The organism is Mycobacterium sp. 23, assembly GCF_048287075.1.
Lineage (GTDB): Bacteria > Actinomycetota > Actinomycetes > Mycobacteriales > Mycobacteriaceae > Mycobacterium > Mycobacterium gordonae_B.
Map to the genome: position 1 here is coordinate 5558890 of NZ_JBLVUX010000005.1, position 16975 is coordinate 5575864.

The window sequence follows — 16975 nt, forward strand, 5'->3', positions numbered from 1 at the left end:
CGAGTGCGGTTACCGCACGGGCGCCAGAGCGTCCGCGATCGGCACGTCGCCGTTGTTGAAGTCGATGGTGCGGCGGATGGTCGCGTCGTCGGCGAGAGCGGCCGCGACGACTGCCGCCACGTCTTCCCGCGACACCTCTCCTTTGGCTTTGCCGACCGCGATGTGTCCGGTGCCCCGGTCGAGGGTGAGCCGACCCGGGCCGAGCACGGTCCAGTCGAGTTCGCTGGCACGCAGGTGGGCGTCCGCCGCGGCCTTGGCCTCGGCGTAGGGGAAGAACGAATTCTCCGGCGACACACCATGTCCGGGGCCCGCGCCGAAATACGACACCATCACGAACCGCTTGACACCGGCCCGGCCCGCGGCGTCGATCACGCGGATCGCCGCGTCGCGGTCCACGGCATAGGTGCGTGAAGGGTCGCCGCCGCCGGCTCCGGCGGTGAAGACGACCGCGTCGTGCCCGGCCAGCAGGTCGGCCAGGGCGCCGGTGTCGAGGTGCTCGATGTCGGCGGTGACCGGGTTGGCGCCGGTGGCCGCTACCTCGTCGGTGTGGTCGGGGTTGCGGAACACCGAGCTCACCTGGTCACCACGTCCGGTCAAGATCCGGGCCAGATGCAGCGCGACCTTGCCGTGGCCGCCGATGACAATGATGTGCGCCATGTTTCGACGCTACTCCGGCTACTGTCCGGCGCGAATGGCAACACCGCGCAGGACGGTGTCACGAGCCAGGATGAGCGACGACCGGGTGCCTACCGCGCGCAGGATGTTCTCCGGTATCCACTGCATCCCGATGACGCTGCGCGCCAGCATGGTGATGCTAGGCGCCTCGATCCGAATTTCTGAGGACCGGATACCTTCGGACAGAAGCGATTTCATCTGCCGCAGCCGAGTGGTGTACAACCAGCCCGGGTTGGCGGTGTTCGGCGGCGACTGGCGCATCCAGGCGAGCTGGATCCGGAATTCATCCGAGAACTGGTCCAGCGCATTGACGTTGACCCAACTCAGCGCGTCCAGCTTCTCGATCGGGGTCGCCTCGGAGCGGAGCACGTCCATCCAGCCGGCTTCGACCTTCTGGCCGAACGAGCGCATGATCGACGCCAGGAGTTCGTCTTTGGATCCGATGACGCGATACACGGTGCCCGTTCCCAGGCCTGCTGCCGACGCGATATCCCTGATCGTGGTGACTTCATAGCCTTTGCGGCCGAACTCTGCCCGCGCCACCGCCCGCAGATGGGCCGCCTTGTCGCTGGGATCGGCTTCGCTGTCGTCGGCCCAGGACGCAATGACGTCGCCGGCCGCGGCGAACGCCTTCGACCGGTCCAGCGTCCCGTCACTGGGTGGCTGAGAGGCCAATCCCTGCAACGTGATTCGGCACATCAGGGCGGCCACCTGGTCGGCGGAGGAATTGTGCCGAATGACGTCGAGCCCGACCTGCAGCATGGTCTGGCAGATCCGGTCGGCCAGCGTCGGGAGATCGATGTCGGCCTTGATGTAGCCGCTCCACCGGGCCGCGCGCAGCGTTTGCAGCATCGCCTCCTGAATCGCGGTGGGCCGCTGCTGCGTCAACTTCATCAGTTCCGGATCGGCGCTCGGGCCTTCGTAGAACGACATCTGTAGGGCGGCCCGATGCCGCACCGCGCATTTGGCGATCGCCGATCCCAGCTCGATGATCTTCTCCGCAGGAGGCCGCGAGTCCGGCTCGTCCAGCTTCGCCTGGGCGTCCTGTCCGATGCGCGCCAGGTCGGCCTGGTAGCGGCGGATGAGTTCCACCAGGATCGCTTCTTTGGATTCGAAATGGTGGTACAGGCTGCCCGGGAGGATGCCCGCCGCGTCTGCGATCTCCTGCAGCGAGGTCCGCAGGCCCGACGAGGCGATCAGCGACGCGGCGGTCTCGAGGATCTCGGCCCGGCGCGTTCCGGCTTCGACTGCGCTGTCGGTCATGGCCGGCGGGGAGCGAAGGACCGCGGTGCCGGCAACCTGCGCAACTCGTCCTCCTGCTGAACCAAATCTTTGGTAGAGGCTATCAGACTTGCCGGAGCAAACGTGCTGCTGAGAGGCCATCGGTGGAGGACGAACCCATCGTAGACGACGGCTGGGCGCGATCACCCCGGCCCTTTGGCGGCGAGGCGGGCACCGACTTCGATGAGATAGCGGTCCGACCCTCCGCCGAACGCGCTCCAGCTCAGCAAGCGCTTGAGATAGAGGTGGGCGTCGTGCTCCCAGGTGTAGCCGATACCTCCGAACACCTGAATGGCGGTATCGCCGACCGAAGCCAGCCGCCCGGCGAAGGCCTTGGCCCGAATGGCGGCGAGATGCCGTTCGGCAGGCGAGTTCTCGGCCGCCCACAGCGCGTGGATCACGCCGCTGCGTGCCAACTCGACCGTCTCGAACATGTCGACGCACAGGTGCTGGATCGCCTGGAAGGATCCGATAGGCGCCCCGAATTGGGTTCGCGCCTTGGCGTATTCGATGGCCATCTGCATGACCGCGCGGGCAGCGCCCAGCGCGTCGGCGGCCGCGGCGATGAGCACGTCGTCGGTGACGGCTTCGACGTCGTCGGCCGACAGCGTGCCCAGTCGCTGCGCGCTCGCATCGTCGAGCTCGACCCGAAACTGCTTGCGGGTCTGGTCGATACCGCGCTCGGCCGTCACTGAGACGCCGGCCGCGGCGGACTCCACGGCGAAGAGCGCCGAGCTGTCGAGGACCAACAGCACATCGGCCGCCGCCGCGTCGGGCGCGGCCAGCGGTGCCGAGCAGACGCAAAAGCCCCCGTTTCGTGCCGAAACGCGGGGATTTTGCGTCTGCTCGCCCAGCCCCAGCACCGTCACGACGGTGGTGCCGTCGGCGATTCCGGTCAACAGGTCGCCGGCCGCCCGGCCACCGACCGCGGCCAGCACCCGCGTGGCCGCCACGGCAGTCGACAACCACGGCCCCGGATGCAGGGCGGCACCGAGCTCCTCGGCGACGATGCCCGCTTCGACCATCGTCATGCCCGTGCCGCCGAACTCCGCCGGCACCAGCACACCGGTCGCGCCCAGCTCGGCCAGGCCCTGCCACACCGCCGGCGTGGTTCCCGTCGGATCGTCGAGCAGCGGACGCACGTGGCCCGTAACAGACGCCCGCTCAGCGAGATACTGCCGCACCGTGTCCCGCAGCGCGACCTGTTCTCCGTCCAGTTCGAGGTTCATTTGCGCGGCAACCCCAGTACCCGCTGCGCGGTGATGTTCTTGGTGATCTGGGTGGTGCCGCCCGCGATGGTCAGCGACCGCGAGGTCAAGCGGTAATCACTCCAGCGGCCGTGCGCGCCTTCAGTACCGAGCACGTCGAACGCCAATGCGGCGAGTTCCTGGCCGATCTCGCCCCACACCGTCTTGGCCAGGCTGGCCGACCCGAACGCCGTGATCTCCGGGCCACCGTGCAGCGCGGCCGAAATCGACCGCTGGCAGAGCACTTCGAGATACTTGATGCGGACCGCGACCTCGCCCAGACGCCGCAGCACCACCGGATCGCTCAGGGCGTCCCCGGCAAGCGCCAGGTCGGCCACGAGTTCGTCCAGGCGCAGTTCCAGCTCCGCGTACAGCCTTGCCGCCCCGGCGCGTTCGTGGCTGAGCGTCGTCGTGGCGACCTGCCAGCCGGCGTTGAGCGGGCCGAGTAGCGCGTCGGCCGGTACCCGCACCTCATGGAAGAAGACCTCGGCGAAATCGCGGTCGCCGTTGAGCGTCACGAGCGGGCGCGCCTCGATGCCGGGCAGGGTCATGTCCACGATCAGACAGGAGATGCCCTTGTGTTTGGGTGCGTCCGGGTCGGTGCGGACATACAGCTGACACCATTTCGCCTTGTGGCCCAGCGAGGTCCAGATCTTCTGCCCGGAGACGACGAAGTCGTCGCCGTCGCGCACCGCTCTGGTGCGCAGGGCGGCCAGGTCCGATCCGGCCTCGGGTTCGGACATGCCCTGGCACCAGATGTCGTCGGCGCGCATCATTCGGGGCAGCAGGGTCTTCTTCTGCGTTTCGGTGCCGTACTGCATGATCGCCGGCGCGATGTTGTTCATCCCGATCACGTTGAGTGGCAACGGCGCCCGGGCGCGTGTGGTTTCCTCGGTGTAGACGAGCTGTTCGAGCACCCCGGCGCCACGGCCGCCGTACTCGACCGGCCAGGACACGGCTGCCCAGCCCGCGTCGGCCATGGTCGCGTTCCACGCGCGCAGCTTGTCGAAGGCGCTGTCGTCGCGGCCGGAGGGTCGCCGGGCGGCAATCAGTTCCCCGGTCAGATTCGCCGACAGCCAGGCCCGCAGTTCAGCACGGAACCGCTCCACCTCGGCCGGGTATGAGAAGTCCACGTCTGCGTTCGAACCCCGTATTGGTCTGAGCTTGATTGACTGCGCCTGAACCGGACTTTACGTTGGAACAGATATTTGGTCAATCCGGGGTAGGCGGGTCGTTCGGAGGTGGGTGTGGACGACGTTCGGGCCGACCGGCCGCAGTCGCCGGACCTGGTGGCTTCCGCACTGGCGGGCAAAACCGTTGCGGTGGCGCAGCTGCCACCCGGCCAATCTGCCTGGACGGACGGTCAGACGATTTATGTGGACGGCTCCATCGCAGCCCGGGCCCGGTTGGAGGCGGTGGCGGTGCAGGCCTCGCTGATCGCCGCGGGCAGCCTGGATCCGGACGTGATGCGGTCCCTGGTCCGGCATGGTCGATTGGCCAGGCGCTATCTGGCGATCGAGGGTCACCGCGCCGTGGTCGCCAATGCCGATCTGCTTCCGCGCCCCTTGATGGCGCTGGGAAGTCGCGAGATCGCGGGCCGCAGCGACTCGCCGCAACGGTCGCTGAGAATGGCCGGCGGACGGGAGGCGATCGATGAGCAGGCGGCATTCGGCGTGATCCGCCCGTCGAAGGTACTGGCCATCCACGCTTGGGTGGCCGCACAACAGGATCCGGCTGCGCCACAACATGTTCCGCGAAGTGACAGGGCGCGCCAACTGGACGAGCTCGATGACGGTGAGACGGACGACTCCGACGATCCGGATCTGTTCACCAGCCCAGTGGGTGGAGGCGGCTTCATCGGCAAGTGGCTGAAGAAGATGCTTTCGTCGGCGCGCAAGACCGGCAGCGGCGCCGGCCCGCCCGGGTCGGACAGCCCGACGCACCGAACAGAGTCCGGCAGAAGGGGTTTGCGCGCCCTAACATCGCTGGCCGCAACCTCGAGCGAGGAAACCGACGACCGGGCCGCTCAATCGGACGGCGTTCGGTACCCGGAATGGGACGTCACCCGCAAGCGCTACCGCTCCGCATGGTGCACCGTGCGGGAGGTCGAGCCCACGATCGACCCGACGGCAACCCAGGAGATCGACGCGGCGATCGGCGTGCGACGCCCGTTGTCGCGGCTGGGCATGGGGCTGCACCGTCGTCACCGCCAGTCCCAGGGCGACGACATCGACATCGACGCCGCCGTCGAAGCGCGCGTCGACGTCCTGGCCGGGGCGGTAACCGACGAGGCGGTGTATCTCGACAGCCTGCGCAGACGGCGGGACCTGTCGGTGCTGCTGCTGCTCGACGTGTCGGGGTCGGCGGCCGAGCCGGGAACTGCGGGACGCACGGTGCACGAGCAACAGCGCGCTGCCGTCGCCAATCTCGCTGTGGCGCTGCATGATCTGGGCGACCGGCTGGCCCTCTACGCGTACTACTCGCAGGGCAGGGGAGCGGTCAGCATGATCCCCGTCAAGCGTTTCGACGATCACCTCGACGCTCGGGTCATCAGGCGGCTGAACAGTCTGGAACCGGGTGCGTACTCGCGGCTGGGCGCCGCCATCCGCCACGGTTCGACGGTCTTGGAGTCTCAAGGCGGTACCGCGCGGCGGTTGTTGGTGGTGCTGTCGGACGGCCTGGCCTACGACCACGGATACGAGCGGCCTTACGGTGCCGCGGATGCCCGCCGCGCGCTGACCGAGGCCCGCCGCCGGGGCACCGGCTGTGTGTGCCTGACGATCGGAGCCGGAACCGATGTGCCATCCCTGCGCCGGGTGTTCGGCAGCACCGCACACGCGTTGATCGCCCGCCCCGACCAGCTCGGCGGTGTCGTCGGCCCACTGTTCCGGTCCGCCCTGCGCTCGGCGGAGGTGCGCCGAAAGCCAACGGCCGCTTCGTCACCCTTGAAAACAAACATCTGTTCCGGATAGTCTCCGGGCAATCACAGAAAGGAAGGCAGCAGGGAGGTCATGGCCCACGATTTCGCACTCGCCGCGCGCGCCGGTCAGAACGCCTCTCGACAACAGGCGGAGCAGATGCGGCCCTACTACCGGGCGGTCGGCAATGAAGAGGCCGTCTTCAAGGCCGCCTACCGACAGCACCTCACCGTCCTTCTGAAGGGGCCTACGGGTTGCGGCAAAACCCGTTTCGTCGAGGCGATGGCGTACGACCTCGGCCGGGACCTGATCACCGTGGCGTGCCACGACGATCTCACCACCGCCGACCTGGTCGGTCGCTATCTCCTGCAGGGCGACGAGACCGTGTGGGTAGATGGTCCGCTCACCAGAGCCGTACGCGAGGGCGCGATCTGCTATCTCGACGAAGTGGTGGAAGCCCGCCAGGACACCACCGTGGTACTGCATCCGCTCGCCGATCACCGGCGTCAGCTGCCCATCGAGCGCCTCGGCGTCACGCTGGACGCGGCACCTGGATTCGGACTCGTGGTGTCCTACAACCCCGGCTATCAGAGCGTGTTGAAGGACCTCAAGGACTCCACCCGTCAGCGCATGGTCGCTCTCGAATTCGGTTTCCCGACAGCCGATATCGAGCAGGACATCGTCGCTCACGAGGCGGGTGTGGACGCCGCGACCGCCGCGGAACTGGTTCGGTTCGGCCAGGCTGTCCGCCGCCTGGAGACCGGAGGACTGCGCGAGGTCGCGTCGACCCGGGTGCTGATCGCCGCGGGCCGCCTCATCGCGGAGGGGCTGGGCATGGCGGAGGCGGCCCGCGCCGCGATCGCTGGTCCACTGACCGATGACGTGGCGGTAGGTAGGGCTCTTGGCGAGATGATCGAGGTCTATCTGGGCCAGGGCGGATCCGGCCGATGATTGACGCTGTCTATCACCGCGGCTACCGTCTGAACAAATATTAGGTCTCATCTCGTCCTGCGGGGAGTAGCGAGCCAGGGAGGTCATATGTCCTACGAGAGCACCGCGGAGCCGATCAAGGTCGGCTACCTGATGGACTTCAAGCTCCCGCAGGGATTTCCGGAGGACCTGTTCGCCTCGTTCACTCAGACGTTCGCCCTCATTTTCGAAGAAGCACTTGCCCAGGGTGAGATGGACCGCCCGGTGCAGATGATCTATCGCGAAGTGGAGGGCCTGCCCAAAGGTTCGGTGAAGGCGGTGATCGACGCGTACGGCGAACTGGTCGATGAAGGCTGTCTGGTGGTCTTCGGCCCGAACATCACCGACAACTGCGTGCCGTTGCGCGAAGCGATCGAGGAACGGTTCAGGGTTCCGGCTATCAGCGTGACCGGCACCGACGACTGGCTGGGAGAATGGACCTTCGCCTTCCCGCAAGGTTCGATGACCGATGAGCCTATCTTCCTGGCCGACCTGGTCGCCAAACGAGAGCTTTCCGAGATCGGCGTGCTGGTCGAGCAGAGCCTGATCGGTGAGAGCTATCTGAAGAATCTGCGAAGCGCCTGTCGGCGCAAAGGTATTCGCATCGTGGCCGAAGTTTCGATCGCCCAGACCGCCCAAGACATCAACGCTGCGGTTCAGACGCTGCACCAGGCGAAGTCCGAGGCGATCGTGCACCTGGGATTCGGGTTCGGGATCGTGTTCATCAACCCGGCGCTCGAATCGCTCGGTTGGGACCCGCCCCGGTTCACCACCACTGCGTGGCAGAACGCGTGGGTCAACCCGATCATGTGGAACGCGTTCATGGGCTGGACCGGAGTCGACCAGTACGACGAGGCGAACAAGATCGGGCAGGAATTCCTGGACGCCTACGCGGCGAAGTACGACGGCAGTCGGCCCGAATTCTGCGTGACGGTGGTGAATCGTGACGTCGCGGCGACGTTGGTGCGCGCCTTCAGCGACGCGCATCCATTGAGCCCCCGCGGCGTGAAAGAGGCGTTGGAACGGGTCAAGATGCTGCCGGCCGCGTCCGGCGCTCCCGGCACCCGGGTGTCGTTCGGCAAGTGGACCCGCCGGGCCTGGATGGGCGCGGGCTATCTGGTGGCGCGCACCCTCGACGCCGACGGCGTCAACTCCCACTTGGTTGACCGCTTCGGAGAGGACGGCTGACGACATGACCGCACCGGTACGAACAGACCAGCCGGCCCCGGCGGACCGACGCGGAAAACGGAACTGGGGCAGGTGGATTGCGGCGTTCGCGCTGGCGGCGTTCGCGCTGTTCTTCGTCGTCAACTGCCGGACCGCCCTGGACCCGCGCGTCGCCAACCCCAATGTGCAGGGCCGTCCCCGTCCCGTCGAGTTCATGTTCGGGCTGGACTACATCACGTTCCTGGACGGTGCCACCGCGGTGGCGCTGATCGTGCTGCTGGCGGTATTCGTCAGAGGCTGGCGGCGGAATCCGGGTAGTCCCGCGATGCTGATGTTCCTGTGCACGACGCTGATCGTCTGGCAGGACCCGATCATGAACTGGGCGCCCTTCGCGGTTTACAACCCCGATCTGATCCACTGGCCGGAGTCCTGGCCGCTGGTGTCCCTGTCGCCGACGGTGGAGCCGTTCGTCGTGTTCGGCTACGTGATGTTCTACTTCGGCCCCTACTTCCCGGCGGTATGGATCCTGCGCAAACTGCAGGCCCGAAGGAGCCCAGAACATTTCGTGTCGAAACATCCGTTGGTCAGCCTGGGGCTGATCACGTGTGTGATCGGCTTCGTCATGGACGCGTTCCTGGAGAACACGCTGATCCACTGGGGGATGTACATCTATTCCCAGGTGATTCCCTGGGGCTCGGTGTTCACCGGCACGACATTCCAGTTCCCGCTGATCTGGGAGTCCTTCTCGGTGACGTTCGTGATGGTGCCCGCGGCGATCCTGTGCTACCGCGACGACACCGGGAGATCGGTAGCGGAGAAGCTCGCCGCCAAGGCCAGACTATTTCCGCGTCGCCCGGTGCTCGGCACCTTCCTGGTGATGTTCGCGATCATCAACGTGTCGTATTTCGCCTACGGGGCCTGGTTCTGGGCTATCAAGGTAAGCCACGCGGCGACGTCGGTCGCCTGCCCGTGGCCCTTCCCCGAGGCCAAAGTCTATGATCCGCAGGGCTTTTACGAGAAGGCCGGTGCCCAGGGTCCGTACTCCGTCGGCATCTGGTCGACCTGGGCAAGCGGGGAGCCCGACGGGCGGCCGCACGTCGATCCGCCGCCGCCCGGCGTGGGTGCCTGCGCAACACCCGGTCAGCATGGGTGAGCCGCGCAGCGTCGTCATCACCGGCGCTTCCCGCGGACTGGGTTTCGCCTCGGCGGATCGGCTCTATCGCGACGGATGGCGGGTGGTGGCGGCCATGCGCAGCCCGGAGCGGGCATTTCCGTTGCTGCAGAAGGCGACCGGAGCGGCCGACGATGACCCACGGCTGATCCCCGTGCAGCTCGACCTCACCGACGCCGCCTCGATCTCCGCGGCGGCGAAGGCCATCGACGCAGCGGTGGGCACCCCTTACGGGTTGGTGCACAACGCCGGGATCTCTGCCGCCGGAGTCGTCGAGGAGACGGATACGGCATTGTGGCAGAAGATGTTCGCCACCAGTGTGCTGGGTCCCGTCACGCTCACCCAGGCGCTGCTGCCTGCTATGCGGGCCGCGGGCGAAGGCCGCATCGTCCTGGTGTCCAGCGCGGCCGGGGTACGCGGCCAGCCGGCCACCGCGCCGTACTCGGCGGCCAAGGGGGCCCTGGAGCGCTGGGGCGAGTCGATGGCGTGCGAGATCGCGCCGTTCGGTCTCGGTGTCACGGTGTTGGTGACCGGCACCTACGACACCGAGATCATCACCGACGCCGGCACCACCGACGACCGCGACTTCGCCGGCCCCTACGCCCGGCTGCACAACACGATGGACACCCGGGGCAGGTTGGCGATGCGGCTTGCCAGGCCACCCGAGCGGTTCGCCGACGGACTTCTCAAGGCCCTCAACGACACGAAGCCGTTCCGTCGCCGCGGGGTGGGTCCGGATGCCTCAATGCTGTTGGCGCTCAACAGGGTGCTGCCCGCCGCGGGCATGCACCACCTCTCCCGGCTGGTGTTGGGCATACCGAAGCGGGGGTCGATGCGGGGCGGGGCGTACCCGTTGACGGCTGGACAACGAGCGATGGTTCTCACTGCGCGTGTTCTTCCGCAGCCGGTGCTGAATCGCCTCGCGGCAGTTGTCGCAACGCGAAATGCGGCCAATAACAAGGGGACTGAAGGGGACTGACAATGGAGCAGCTATTCGACGATCTGGAAGACTTCGGCGCCTTCGACGACGCGATTTCCGGCGACGTGCGCGACCCGTACACCGAGTTGGCGCGGTTGCGCCGCGAGGAACCGGTGCAACGGCTGGAAACCTCTGGCGCGCTGCCGCACGAGGAGTCGCTGCCGATGTTCATCGTGTATCGCCACGAGGACGTCCAGCAGATGCTGCGGGACAACGAGACGTTCTCCTCGGCGGCCGTCATCGCCGCGTTCGGCCCGGTGCTGGGCGAGGGCGTCATGCTCGGGATGGACGAACCGGTGCACGGCCGGCTGCGCTCGCTGGTGTCAAAAGCCTTCTCGCAGAAATCATTGGCACGCTGGCAGGACGAACTGGTGGCCCGGGTGGCGAACAGCCTGATCGACAACTTCGCCCCCCATGGCAGGGCAGACCTGGTCAAGGAGTTCACCTTCGACTATCCGAGCCAGATCATCGCGGGCCTGCTGGGCCTGCCGGAACAGGACTACCCCCAGTTCCAGCGCTGGTCGATCTCGCTGCTGAGTTGGCTGATGAACCCCGAACGCGGGCTGGCGGCCGCGGCGGCGCTGTGCGAGTACTTCGCGCCCATCCTGGAAGCCCGGCGCGCCGAGCCGAAGGATGACCTCATCAGCGCCCTGGCGGCGGCCGAGATCGACGGACAGAAGCTCGCCGACGAGGAGATCTTCTCGTTCCTGCGGCTCTTGCTGCCTGCCGGAGTGGAGACGACGTACCGGTCGCTGGGCAGCCTGCTGCTGGCGCTGCTGTCCGATCCCGGGCAACTCGACGCGATCCGGGCGGACCGGTCGCTGCTGCCGCAGGCGATCGAAGAGGGCGTGCGCTGGGAACCGCCGCTGCTCACCATCACCCGGGTGGCCACCCGCGACACCGAACTCGGCGGGGTGGCGATCCCGGCCGGCGCCACGGTGATGCCGATGCTGGGTTCGGCGAATCGTCAGGAGGATCGCTATCCCGATCCCGACCGGTTCGACATCCACCGGCAGGCCAGGGCCCATCTGGGTTGGGGGCACGGCGTCCACGTCTGCCTGGGCATGCACCTGGCGCGCCTGGAGATGCGAACGGCGATCAACCTGCTGCTGGACCGGCTGCCCAACCTGCGGCTGGATCCCGATGCTCACGACCCGCACATCCGTGGGCAGGTGTTCCGGTCGCCTACGTCGGTACCCGTCCTCTTCGATCCCCGATAGGTCATTGGGTGCTTTCCGGTAAGGCTCACCGTAGAGTTACTGTCTAACGGGTGGCCGTTTACGTCCCGGCGCTCTCACCAGCGCCTTATCAAAAGAGAGCTGAACAAATATGGCTGACACTGTAAAGGTCCGGTTCGAGCCGAAGATGATGATCGACGGCAAGCTCGTCGACGGCCAGGCCGGCACGTTCACCAACATCAACCCGGCGACCGAGGAGTCCCTCGGTGAGGTCGCCGACGCTTCGAAGGAGGACATGCACCGGGCCATCGACGCCGCCCGGCGCGCCTTCGACGAGACCGACTGGTCGACCAACCGCGAGTTGCGCAAGCGCTGTCTGCTGCAGTTGCACGACGCGATCGAGGAGGAGAAGGAGGAGCTGCGCGAGGAGCTCATCCTCGAGGTCGGGTCGCCGCGCGCGATCACGTTCGGGCCGCAGCTGGACGCCCCGCTCCAGGACGGGCTGAGGTACCCGGCCCGGCTGATCGACGACTACCCGTGGGAAACCGATCTCGGCGACCGGGTGATCAGCCTGACCGGCGCCAACACGTCCATCAGGCAGTGGCGCGAACCTGTGGGCGTGGTCGGGGCGATCGTGCCGTGGAACTTCCCGTTCGAGGTCACCCTGAACAAGCTCGGACAGGCCCTGGGCACCGGCAACACGGTCGTACTCAAACCGGCGCCCAACACTCCCTTCAACGCCACCCGGTTAGGCCGGCTGATCGCCGAGAAAACCGATATCCCCGCCGGCGTGGTCAACGTGGTCACAGCGTCCGATCACTTTGTGGGAGAGGAGCTTACGCTCTCACCCAAGGTCGACCTGATCTCGTTCACCGGCTCGACGGTGGTGGGCAAACGGATCATGGAGAAGGGCGCCGCCACCATGAAGCGGCTGTTCCTCGAACTGGGCGGCAAGTCGGCCACCATCGTTCTCGAGGACGCCGATTTCGGGCTGGCCTGCGCAATCGGCATCGCCCCGTGCATGCACGCCGGCCAGGGCTGCGCCAATCCGACCCGGATGCTGCTGCCGCGGTCGCGCTACGACGAAGGTGTGGCGATCCTCAAGAGCATCTACGAGAACGTCACCTGCGGTGACCCCCAGGATCCCGGAACCCTGTGCGGCCCGGTGATTTCCGAGCGCCAGCGCGACCGGGTCATGGGGTACATCCGCAAGGGCGTCGAAGAAGGGGCCACCGCGCTGGTCGGCGGGCCGGACGCGGAAACCGGATTCGACAAGGGATTCTTCGTCCGCCCAACGCTTTTCGTCGACGTCGACAACTCCATGACGATCGCGCAGGAGGAGATCTTCGGCCCGGTGCTCTCGGTCATCCCCTTCGACGACGAGGAGGACGCGATCCGGATTGCCAACGACAGCGTTTACGGCCTGGCCGGCAACGTGATGTCGGGTTCGCTGGAGCACTCGCTGGCGGTGGCGCGGCGGATCAAGGCAGGCTTTATCGGCGTCAACGGCGGTGCGCCGTACGGCGCGGACGTACCGTTCGGTGGCTACAAGCAGAGCGGCGTCGGACGGCAGAACGGCATCGCCGGATTCGACCAGTACACCGAGATCAAGTCGGTGGGCTACCCGGTCGGATAATTTCCGGGCAGGTTTGTCCTATTCGGCCCTGCTTCGTTCGTCCTCTTGGTGAGATCGGGAAATGCCCGGATCATGATCGGTACAGGAGGACACCATGCCGCAATACGCCGCACTCACCTACACCCGGGACGTCGACTGGTCGGCGCCTGAACAGGCCGGTGACATGGCCGAATACATGAAATTCGGCCAGGACCACGGTGCCGCGATCCGCGGCGGCGCCGCGCTCTATCCCACCGGCACCGCGACCACCGTGCGGGTCAGCGGCGCCCGCGGCGGTGACGTGGTCACCAGCGACGGCCCGTACGCCGAGACCAAGGAAGCCCTGACCGGGTTCTACCTGATCGAGGCGGCCGACCTGGACGAGGCACTGCGCATCGCGGCCGAGATCCCAGCGGCCTGGGACGGCGCCGTCGAAGTGCGGCCCGTGATCGAGTTCGGCGGTTAGTCATCCCGTCGGTGACGGATACCGACGCCGCGCTCGCCGAAACCGTCCGGATGGAGGGCACGCGCATTCTGGCGACCCTCATCCGGACGGTCGGCTCGCTGGTTATCGCCGAAGACGCGGTGCAGGAAGCCGCGCTGCGGGCTTTGCGGGAGTGGCCCCGCACCGGGGTGCCTGACGAGCCACGCGCCTGGCTCACGGTGACCGCGCGGCGGGTTGCGATCGATCTGCTGCGCCGCGAAGGCGCCCGGGCGCAGAAGGAGCGTGCCAGCGTGGAACTCACCGTGCCGGACCTGCCGCCCGAGAGTGTGGTGGCCGACGACCGGCTGCGGCTGATCTTCACCTGCTGCCATCCGGCGCTGGCGTTGGACGCCCAGGTGACCCTGGCGCTGCGCACCTTGTGCGGACTCTCGCCGGCGCAGATCGCGGCGGTGCTGTTGACGAGTGAAGCCGCGGTTGCCAAGCGCCTCACCCGGACACGGAAAAAGATCGCCACCGCGGCGATCCCGTACCGCGTGCCTGCCGATGAAGAACTGCCCGCTCGCCTGGCGGCGGTGTGCGCGGTGCTGCACGCGTCCTACACGATCGCGCACACCGCGGCCGGCGGGGACCGGTTGACCGACGTCGACGGCACCCGCGAGGCGCTGCGACTGGCGCGCCTGGTTCATAACCTGATGCCGGACGAGCCCTCACCGATGGCGGTGTTGGCGCTGCAGTTGCTGACCGAATCCCGGCGGGCGGCGCGGGTCGACGAGGCGGGGGAGCCGATACCGCTGTCCGAACAGAACCGTTCGTTGTGGAACGGGGCCGCGATCGCTGAAGCGCTCGGACTGCTGAATGATTCGTTGCGGCGCACCGGGGCCGTCGCCGACCCTTACCAGCTGCAGGCCGCCATCGCCGCCGAGCACGCCAGGGCGACCTCGTATCAGAGCACCGACTGGGCCGAGATCGTCCGGCTCTACGACCTGCTCATGTCGGTCCGGCCCAGTGCTCCCGTCGCCCTGGCCCGAGCGGTCGCGCTCGCCGAACGAGATGGGCCAGCAGCGGGACTGCAGGCGCTGACGCCCCTGGAACCGGACCAGCGCTGGCATGCCGTACGCGGCGAATTGCTCTCTCGCCAAGGCCGATTCGGCGAAGCGGTGGCGGCGACGCAGGCGTCGCTCACCGAGGCGGTCAGCGAGCCCGAGCGCAAGTATCGCCGGCGGCGGATCGCGCAGTGGCAGGCATCCCGCTGAGTTCACACGGTCGGTACGGTGCCGCCGTCGACCACGATGTCGGCACCGACCACCGCGGCCGCGGCATCGGAGACGAGAAAGCCCACGACCGCGGCTACTTCGTCGGGGCGGGCGGGCCGACCGAGAGGAATGCCGCCGAGCGCGTTCATCATCGATTGCAGGGCGGCGTCGCGGTCGCCGTCGCCGGCAGCGGCGATCCGGGTGATGAGATCCTCGGCGGCGGTGGTCCGGATGAACCCCGGCGACACCGTGTTGACGCGAATGCCTATGGGCGCCAGCTCGTTCGCCAGACCCTTGCTGTACGCGCGCAGCGCGGCCTTGGCCGCGGCGTACCCCAGGGTGCCGTCGAAAAGTGGCATCCTGCTCTGAATCGAGCCGATGTGCACGACGGAACCCGCGCCCGCTTCGATCATCATGGGCAGCAACGCACGGTCCAGGCGGACCGCGGCCAGCAGGTTGAGGTTGAGCTCGTCGGCCCAGTGCCGGTCGTCGAGTGCGGCGAAGCCGCCCGAGGGTGCACCGGATCCGCCTGCCACATGCACCAGGATGTCGAGTCCGCCGCGTTCACGGATCTGAGCCGCCACCTGCTCCACTCCGGCCGCCGCGGACAGGTCCGCGGCGATGAAATCCTCTGTTTCGGGGCCGGGTTGGCGGGCCACCGCGGTGACGCGCACGCCCCGCGAACGCAGCCAGGCGGTGACCGCGGCGCCGGTCCCCTTGGTGCCCCCGGTGACGACCGCGCGCCGGCCCTGCAGCGTGGTCATGCGTCGGCCCGAAAGACCGGCCAGCACAGCAAGGTCGCCCAGTGCGTGGAATCGTCTGTGTCCCAGGAGAACCGGTCGTAGTACTCGCGCAGCGGGCCCTCGATGCTGATCTCGTGGCGGGTCGCGTACTCGCCCAGCGCGCTGTAGTGGACGTCGACGTCGTCGTGCGGACCGTGATGTGAGATGACCACCAATTCGGCTGCCGGAATGGTCATCGGCGTCACCCGCCCGACCGCTCGCACCTCCCCGGCGACCGGGATGAACACGGTCGTCCCGCCCCGGTCGCCGGCGAAGATGTCGAAGTCGAACAAGGCCCCGGGCACCCCGGTCGGCGTGAGCCGACGGTCGGCCTGCACCGTCGCCCGCAGTTCGCCCACCGCACCTTGCCACCAGGGCAGCAGATCGTCGCGATCGACGGTCGCGGTGATCGCGGCGGCGGGGGTGTCGGCGACGGTGCGGTGTTCGATCCGCGAATCGCGAGCCGGGGCATCGAGAATGGCCCGCAGCGATTCCACGGCGCTCCGCGTTGCGGCGAGCTGGTCTTCCAGGCGTACCAGGTGAGCGCTGATGAGTGCGTTCCGGTCGGCCGGTGCGGAAACGAGGACGGCGCGAACGTCGGCCAACGGCATCCCGAGGTCGCGTAGCCGTCTTATGACCTGGGCGGTCGGCGCCTGATCGGTGCTGTAGTACCGGTAGCCGGTGGCCGGATCGACACGATGGGGTTCGAGCAACCCGACGTCGTGGTAGTGGCGCAGCGTCTTGACCGGCAACTGCGTCATCCGGGAGAAGTCGCCAATCGATATACCGGTGGTCATCGGCTCATTGTGAAGTCTCCCGTCGCGGGAGAGTCAAGGCCGCCAAACCGCCTTGACTCTCCTGTGGCGTCGGCGTCCACGGTTGGTGCATGACTACGCACACGCACTCCGTCGCCCAACGTTATGTCGAAGCCGTCAACGCTTTCAGCATCGACGCCGTCATGCGGACGTTCGCCCCCGACGCGGTCGTCAACGACAACCAGCGCGAATTCGCCGACCCGGAAGCCATCCGCGGCTGGGTGGCCGCGGAGATCGTCGGCGACCGCGTGACCATGGAGGTGCTGGACACCGATGACCGCTCTGGGCTGACCGTACTTCGAGCCCGCTACGACGGTGACTTCGACAAGACGGGCCTACCCGACGAACTGGTCCTCACCAACTACATCGTCGCTCGAGACGATCTGATCACCGGCCTGTTCATCGTCTTCAATCGCGACTGACGCGCGTCGGTCTCGAGCGGTTGCGCGAAGAGTTCGGGAAGGTCGGGCCGCCGGCGCT

The 16975-nt window shown here is 67.4% G+C and carries 16 protein-coding genes; 10 read left to right on the forward strand and 6 right to left on the reverse strand.

Translation table 11 applies throughout. The annotated features are described in order from the left end of the window. Window positions 1-9: 9 nt before the first annotated feature. The 4 genes from ACNQS7_RS26925 to ACNQS7_RS26940 form a co-directional block, all read right to left on the reverse strand. On the reverse strand, window positions 10-657 hold the full coding sequence (locus tag ACNQS7_RS26925; RefSeq protein ID WP_418014940.1) for an SDR family oxidoreductase: 648 nt from the start codon (window positions 655-657) through the stop codon (window positions 10-12). Between the two features lie 18 nt (window positions 658-675). Further along, complete coding sequence (locus ACNQS7_RS26930; protein ID WP_418014941.1) at window positions 676-1938, reverse strand: TetR/AcrR family transcriptional regulator; 1263 nt, start codon at window positions 1936-1938, stop codon at window positions 676-678. A gap of 161 nt (window positions 1939-2099) precedes the next feature. Then, window positions 2100-3185 (reverse strand): acyl-CoA dehydrogenase family protein, encoded by a 1086-nt coding sequence (locus ACNQS7_RS26935; RefSeq protein ID WP_418014942.1) that lies wholly within the window; start codon window positions 3183-3185, stop codon window positions 2100-2102. Then, entirely contained in the window at window positions 3182-4336 is a 1155-nt protein-coding gene (locus ACNQS7_RS26940) for an acyl-CoA dehydrogenase family protein (RefSeq protein ID WP_418014943.1), read from the reverse strand. The genes ACNQS7_RS26935 and ACNQS7_RS26940 overlap by 4 nt, the downstream gene beginning before the upstream one ends. Before the next feature lie 114 nt (window positions 4337-4450). On the opposite strand from ACNQS7_RS26940, the gene ACNQS7_RS26945 reads away from it, so the two are divergent. The 9 genes from ACNQS7_RS26945 to ACNQS7_RS26985 all read left to right on the forward strand — a co-directional run bounded on the left by ACNQS7_RS26945 (window position 4451) and on the right by ACNQS7_RS26985 (window position 14898). Further along, window positions 4451-6175 carry a nitric oxide reductase activation protein NorD gene (locus ACNQS7_RS26945; protein WP_418014944.1) on the forward strand — a complete coding sequence of 575 codons (1725 nt, stop codon included), beginning with the start codon at window positions 4451-4453 and terminating at the stop codon, window positions 6173-6175. 105 nt (window positions 6176-6280) lie between these two features. Beyond that, entirely contained in the window at window positions 6281-7072 is a 792-nt protein-coding gene (locus ACNQS7_RS26950) for a CbbQ/NirQ/NorQ/GpvN family protein (RefSeq protein ID WP_418016167.1), read from the forward strand. A gap of 87 nt (window positions 7073-7159) precedes the next feature. Further along, the gene (locus tag ACNQS7_RS26955; RefSeq protein ID WP_418014945.1) at window positions 7160-8278 is read left to right on the forward strand and encodes an ABC transporter substrate-binding protein; all 1119 of its coding nucleotides are present in this window, start codon (window positions 7160-7162) and stop codon (window positions 8276-8278) included. A 4-nt stretch (window positions 8279-8282) separates the two neighbouring features. Then, window positions 8283-9410: a spirocyclase AveC family protein gene (locus ACNQS7_RS26960; protein ID WP_418014946.1), complete on the forward strand. Its 1128-nt coding sequence runs from the start codon at window positions 8283-8285 to the stop codon at window positions 9408-9410. Further along, a complete protein-coding gene (locus ACNQS7_RS26965) occupies window positions 9403-10407 on the forward strand; it encodes an SDR family oxidoreductase (protein WP_418014947.1) in 1005 nt (334 codons plus the stop codon). Before ACNQS7_RS26960 ends, ACNQS7_RS26965 begins: the two co-directional genes overlap by 8 nt. Window positions 10408-10409: 2 nt before the next feature. Then, window positions 10410-11627 carry a cytochrome P450 gene (locus ACNQS7_RS26970; protein ID WP_418014948.1) on the forward strand — a complete coding sequence of 406 codons (1218 nt, stop codon included), beginning with the start codon at window positions 10410-10412 and terminating at the stop codon, window positions 11625-11627. Between the two features lie 109 nt (window positions 11628-11736). Continuing rightward, entirely contained in the window at window positions 11737-13221 is a 1485-nt protein-coding gene (locus tag ACNQS7_RS26975; protein ID WP_418014949.1) for an aldehyde dehydrogenase family protein, read from the forward strand. Between the two features lie 94 nt (window positions 13222-13315). Continuing rightward, a complete protein-coding gene (locus ACNQS7_RS26980) occupies window positions 13316-13666 on the forward strand; it encodes a YciI family protein (protein ID WP_055579814.1) in 351 nt (116 codons plus the stop codon). A gap of 11 nt (window positions 13667-13677) precedes the next feature. Next, complete coding sequence (locus tag ACNQS7_RS26985; RefSeq protein WP_418014950.1) at window positions 13678-14898, forward strand: RNA polymerase sigma factor; 1221 nt, start codon at window positions 13678-13680, stop codon at window positions 14896-14898. 2 nt (window positions 14899-14900) lie between these two features. Here ACNQS7_RS26985 and ACNQS7_RS26990 read toward each other — a convergent pair whose 3' ends face one another. Beyond that, window positions 14901-15662 (reverse strand): oxidoreductase, encoded by a 762-nt coding sequence (locus ACNQS7_RS26990; RefSeq protein WP_418014951.1) that lies wholly within the window; start codon window positions 15660-15662, stop codon window positions 14901-14903. Further along, window positions 15659-16477: a MerR family transcriptional regulator gene (locus ACNQS7_RS26995; protein WP_418014952.1), complete on the reverse strand. Its 819-nt coding sequence runs from the start codon at window positions 16475-16477 to the stop codon at window positions 15659-15661. Before ACNQS7_RS26995 ends, ACNQS7_RS26990 begins: the two co-directional genes overlap by 4 nt. An 89-nt stretch (window positions 16478-16566) precedes the next feature. On the opposite strand from ACNQS7_RS26995, the gene ACNQS7_RS27000 reads away from it, so the two are divergent. Further along, window positions 16567-16917 carry a nuclear transport factor 2 family protein gene (locus ACNQS7_RS27000; RefSeq protein ID WP_418014953.1) on the forward strand — a complete coding sequence of 117 codons (351 nt, stop codon included), beginning with the start codon at window positions 16567-16569 and terminating at the stop codon, window positions 16915-16917. Window positions 16918-16975: the final 58 nt, after the last annotated feature.